Source organism: Peribacillus sp. NPDC058002, from assembly GCF_042886655.1.
Taxonomy (GTDB): domain Bacteria; phylum Bacillota; class Bacilli; order Bacillales; family DSM-1321; genus Peribacillus; species Peribacillus aracenensis.
Map to the genome: position 1 here is coordinate 1 of NZ_JBHVQU010000227.1, position 5,450 is coordinate 5,450.

Annotated in this window: 5 protein-coding genes; all 5 read right to left on the minus strand. The window is 38.5% G+C overall.

Translation table 11 applies throughout. The annotated features are described in order from the left end of the window. Positions 1–238: 238 nt before the first annotated feature. Entirely contained in the window at positions 239–2,179 is a 1,941-nt protein-coding gene (locus tag ACFVSH_RS22205) for an FtsX-like permease family protein (protein WP_387707863.1), read from the minus strand. Continuing rightward, a complete protein-coding gene (locus tag ACFVSH_RS22210) occupies positions 2,157–2,933 on the minus strand; it encodes an ABC transporter ATP-binding protein (protein WP_387600077.1) in 777 nt (258 codons plus the stop codon). The genes ACFVSH_RS22205 and ACFVSH_RS22210 overlap by 23 nt, the downstream gene beginning before the upstream one ends. 97 nt (positions 2,934–3,030) lie before the next feature. Further along, positions 3,031–4,092: a sensor histidine kinase gene (locus ACFVSH_RS22215; protein WP_387600074.1), complete on the minus strand. Its 1,062-nt coding sequence runs from the start codon at positions 4,090–4,092 to the stop codon at positions 3,031–3,033. Further along, positions 4,089–4,796, minus strand: a complete 708-nt coding sequence (locus ACFVSH_RS22220) for a response regulator transcription factor (protein WP_387707865.1) — start codon at positions 4,794–4,796, stop codon at positions 4,089–4,091. Before ACFVSH_RS22220 ends, ACFVSH_RS22215 begins: the two co-directional genes overlap by 4 nt. Positions 4,797–4,901: 105 nt before the next feature. After that, complete coding sequence (locus ACFVSH_RS22225) at positions 4,902–5,357, minus strand: SMI1/KNR4 family protein (RefSeq protein WP_387600068.1); 456 nt, start codon at positions 5,355–5,357, stop codon at positions 4,902–4,904. Positions 5,358–5,450 lie beyond the last annotated feature (93 nt).

A 5,450-nucleotide genomic window follows, 5' to 3' on the forward strand; every position in this document is an offset into this window, starting at 1 on the left:
GATGTTGGGTTTGGTACCTTCTCTACAAATAAATAATTTTACCCTTTATATGAAAATATTACAAGAACCTAAAGGTTCCGTCTGTAAAGTTACACCATAATTCACATTTTTTATATCAAGTTTCGCAAAAAAAGTGAATCACTTCCCTTTCAATAGTACATATTAACCAATTTTTCATATAGGAAAACAAAAATGGAATCAGGGCCTGCCCCCTGATTCCATTTTTAAATGACAGCTTTTATTTAATCGAATTGATGACTGCCCGCTCATACATCTTTTTTGTTACTTGATAATACAGCAGTTGAAAAAGAAAATACATTCCGATGACCATAGCAGAATAGACGAACAAGTTGGATCCCAATAAATTGCTTAATGCTACGTAGGCGATGATGGCATGAGTCATCCCTATCAGAAAAGGAGCGAAAAAGAGAGTGCGTATTTCTGCACTTAAAATTTGCCGTATTTCTTTTTTTGTCAGTCCCAATCGATGAAGGGCATGAATTTGGATTTTTTTATCTTCTAAATTCGTAAAAACTCGGAGATACATCATGCTTCCTTGGACGATAAAGAATAATAAACTGACAAACAAGCCGATAAAAAGTATCAAAATGCTTCCCTGTTTCATTTCTTGATAAATCGGAGCTCTTGTTTGCAATTGATTATGGTCTGGATTGTTAGACATTTTTTCGATTTTACTGGATGTTTCCATTGATTCTTCCCAATCTTTAATTTCGTACCCGCGTACTCTTACCTTTTCTTTTATAGGCACATCAGCAGTTATTTCTTGAAACAGCCGATCATCGACCACCATCAGGGTCGTTGCTGACTTTAGGGGGGTGACTATGGATTGATTGCGCTGACCAATCATAGTTACCTGCATGGTTTGTTTACCATAGTGAAGTTCCTTTTTTTCTCCCTTTTGGACGAAGTGATAATCCAGTCCTCCATAAGGAAAAATGTATAACGCTTCCTTTCCAGATAACTTTGCCGGATCAATCTTTCGCAATGCAGCCACATTGTTATAATCACTTTCCGAGATTAATAATGACCTATTTTCATTGGATTCTCCCGTTCTCATATGGGGTAACATGTGGGTAATGGGTACACCCGTCATATTTACTTCGTAAAGGATCTTGAATCCATCTTCCTTTAATGCTTCCTCTACTGCGGATGGTTCAATAATGGAATATATAGAAGCGTCATTTTCCACCCAGCCAATTGATTGCGGAATGTTATTCATCCCTTGCTTTTTTAAGTCTGCACTGAACATGAAAAGTGTGCCTGCTGCTGTTAAAATGACGGCTGTTATGATCGAGGTCAAAAAGAATAATCTCGAATAGTCTTTAATATTAAAGATCAGGTTTGTTTGAGTGATTAAATGCGTTCCGCCATATAAGCTTTTCTTCTTCCGGTAAAGCCTGCTGCAAAGAGCGACAATACTTTGGCTGAATAAAAAGTAGGTGCCTATAAGTACGAAGAATAAAATGGGCATTACTCGAATATAAGAATTGTTCAACGACATAGTGCCTGCCAAATAATAAGAAACGCTTAAGCAAACTGCTGATAATGCAATTAGCCACTTTGAAACGAAGGGCGTCTTTTTTGGTTTTTGTTTATCTTTTAGTAAATCGACGACCTCCGCTTTTCCAATGTGAAACAATGAAAGGAGCGATAGTAGCTGAAATAGCAAAACGAAACCAACAATCGTATAAACAAAGGCTTCAGGGACAAAGACAAACGATATTGGTTGCTCTACAGCCAATAACCAAGAAACTGCCATTAAGAATAACTTTGAGAACAAAAGGCCCAAGCCTACCCCAATCAGGATGGATATGAGGGAAACCATCGTTTGCTCCAAGTAAATCAGTTTTCTTAGTTGGGATCTGGACATTCCAAGCAGTGTCAGCAGCCCAAACTCTTTTTTTCGCGGCTGTATAAATGCGGAATTTGAATAAGCGATAAAGAAAACCGAAAATATGATGATCACTATTTCTGCTGCTATGAGTCCCTTACTAATTAGCTGTCCCCCCGGGATATTCGCAGTGACCACATCAGGATGAAAGATAAATGATGCGTAAATAAAAAAGATTGAGACGGAAAGGACGATACTGAAAAAATAAGCTAGATAACGTTGTGCATTTCCTTGGATATTTCTCTTAGCGAGAAGTCGGATGTTCATGATAGACTCCTCCCAAAACGCTTAACGTATCTAAAATCCTTTGATGGAAACTCTGTCTTTCCCCTCCGCTGTGCACCTCCGAAAAGAACTTGCCATCCTTTATGAATAGAATTCTGTCACAGAAGCTGGCAGCAGTCGGGTCATGAGTGACCATGAGGATGGTTGCTCCCTTTTTCTCCTGAAGTGTCGTGAGGGTATCCATTACCTGCTTGGCGGATTTGGAATCCAAATTACCAGTAGGTTCATCCGCTAAAATAATGGAAGGCTCATGAATCATCGCTCTTGCACAAGCCGTCCGTTGCTGCTGACCTCCGGAAATTTCATAAGTCCGCTTTTCTAAAATCCCTTCTATACCAAGAAGATTCGCCAACTGATTTACCCTATTTTCCATTTCCTTCAATTTATAATGATCTAACGCTAAAGGAAGGAGGATATTTTCGCGAACGGTGAGTGTATCAAGAAGGTTGAAGTCTTGAAAAACAAACCCAATCTCCCTCCTGCGAAACAAAGCCAGGTCCTGATTGTTTAATTCATTAGGGTTTTGATCATTTAGAATGACATTACCTGTGGTCGGCTTATCAATCGTGGCCATTAAGTTAAGCAGAGTGGTTTTCCCGCTGCCTGATGGTCCCATCACCCCGACAAATTCCCCTTTCTGTACATTCATGGTGAAATTATGTAACGCTTTATGAAATAAATTCCCCTGCTTTTGAAAATAAGTTTTGGATAATTGCTCCGCTTTTAATATCGACATCCTAAAATACCTCCCTTTCTTCCGTAAGTATATTGAATAAAGCGGGAGGTTCCCATCGAAGTTTATTACATAATCGTTTAACACCCTTACAATTCTGTCACCTTTCATGTAAGGTATTTGTCTTAAAGAGAAATTCCACAGTAGTCCCTTCCGATACAGTCGATTGAATGGTAACACCATGCCCAAGCCTGTTAACGATTTCCTTCACTAGATATAATCCCATCCCGGTTGACTCCTGTTGGGCTCGCCCGTTCTCTCCAGTAAAAAATGGATCAAACACCCGTTTTACATCATGCGGGACGATTCCAATTCCTTGATCTGTTATCCTAAGCATAATCTCCGACTCTTTTTCAACAACGCTGAACGTTATGCTGTCATGCTCTTCCTGCCTTGAATACTTCAGTGCATTAAAGACCACCTGACTAATGGCAAAGTGGAGCCACTTACGATCCGAATGCACATATAAATTCTCAAGCTCCGTGTCAAGCCTGGGATATATGAACCGTTTGATGAACTGTTTCTTTTCTTCGTTAATCACTTGCTTGACTAGATTAATTAAGTCAACCCGCTCCGATTTTACATCCTCCGAAAAACGCTGCAGCCTTGCTCCATGCAAAATAATTTCCAGTCCTCTGCGAAATCGATCATTTTCTTCTTCTATCTCTTTAAGATAATCCTTCATCGATTCACTCGAAATTGTCCTTTTGCCTTCTTGAACCAGTAAGGAAATGACTGAAACGGGTGTCTTCATTTGATGAACCCATTGATGGATCAACAGCTCATATTGCTCCTTCTGTTTGATTTGTTCTTGTAATTGTCCAATTGTTACCTGGTTCATTTGTTGAAAAAGTTCCATCCATAACTTTTGTTCATTTGACAGGGGTTCCCTAAAAGCTTCGACATATTCAAACGACAAGCTCGGTTCTTGCTTCATCCTTACTAATTGATTAAGAAAACGGTAATGCCTTATATAATCCGCCCCTAAAAATAGAAGCATCATAAACAACGCGAGAATAAATAAATAGAAGATATTCGAAATCGATATGTGATTCCCCGCTTCCAGAACGGCTAATGCATAAGCAATGATAAGCAGGCCTACCAATAGAACGGTATAAAAAATAAAATAAAGACGGTCTTTTATAAAGGATTTCAGCTTCACTTTTCTTCACCTTGCACTATTTTAAGTCGATATCCTTTTCCCCTGCTAGTTGTTATGGCGTGATTGACGCCAATATCCTCAAGTTTTCTCCGTACCCTTGTGACATTGACGGTCAATGTGTTGTCATCAACAAATGAATCATCATTCCATAATGCTTCAAGTAAATCTTCACGCGAGACAATGTTGTCATACTGACGTAGTAAACAACTCAATAATTTCAACTCATTTTGAGTTAACGTTACCCGCTTGTCCTGATATTCGATCATCGCTTTTTCCGTATAAAGCGTTAACCCATCCATTTCCTTTATTTTTTGGTAGGATGAGGATATTTCCGCATATTCACCATACACCCTGCGTAGGACACTCTTTATTTTCGCTAGTACCACTTCCAAATGAAACGGTTTTGTTAAATAATCATCCCCCCCATATTCAATGGCCATGACTTGGTTCATTTCATCTGTCCTTGCAGAGATGAATATGATGGGAACCTTTGAAACCGCCCTTATTAGGCGGCACCAATGAAAACCATCATAATAGGGAAGATTAATATCCAATAAAACCAGATCTGGCATTACCTCTTGGAACTCCGCAAAGACTTGGTCCAGTTGCTTCACTTCAAATACCTCATACCCATACCTTTTTAAATAATTGACTAAGATCCCCGCTATTTTGAAATCGTCTTCAACCAATAATATTTTATACATCTTTATCTCCTCATTAACTTGACAATCCTTCATATCATTCCATTTATTGAAATGAAAATAAAAAACCTTGAATGGGATGAGCCAATCAAGGGGATTCAAATAAAATTAGATTTCTTCCGGGATTTTCAATCCCTCAATGAAGGATTTAAAACTCGTTGCAACTTTATAAATATTTTCATCCTGACTTGACGGATCCGAATACCAACCCTGATCCCAGAAATAAACTCCCTTTTCCTCTTCGTTATCTATCAGCAAGATTTTACCTGCACATGTATCATTACCTATTATAATGCAATTCTTATGTAAGTTTTCCCTATTTTCTTCATGCCATTTCTGTAGATCCAGTTCTTTATCTTGAATCTCTAATCCATAAAGTACATTTAAGCAAACGAGCGTGTCTAATCCATCTACATAAAACTTACTGTTTTGAACAGCAGTTGTGCCGCCATTATGTGTAAGGAGAAATTGTTTATAATCTGCAGGGATCTCAAAACCCACAAATTGCTGAAAATTATTTACTGCCTCTTCTGTCGCTTTTCCATATCCGGTAATATTAACCATTCTACCACTCCATTTCAGTTTATTTTAGCAAAATCAATTGATAATCTTATTCTGTAAGCCTGCTAAGGTCAGGCCCTACACTCCATTTATGGC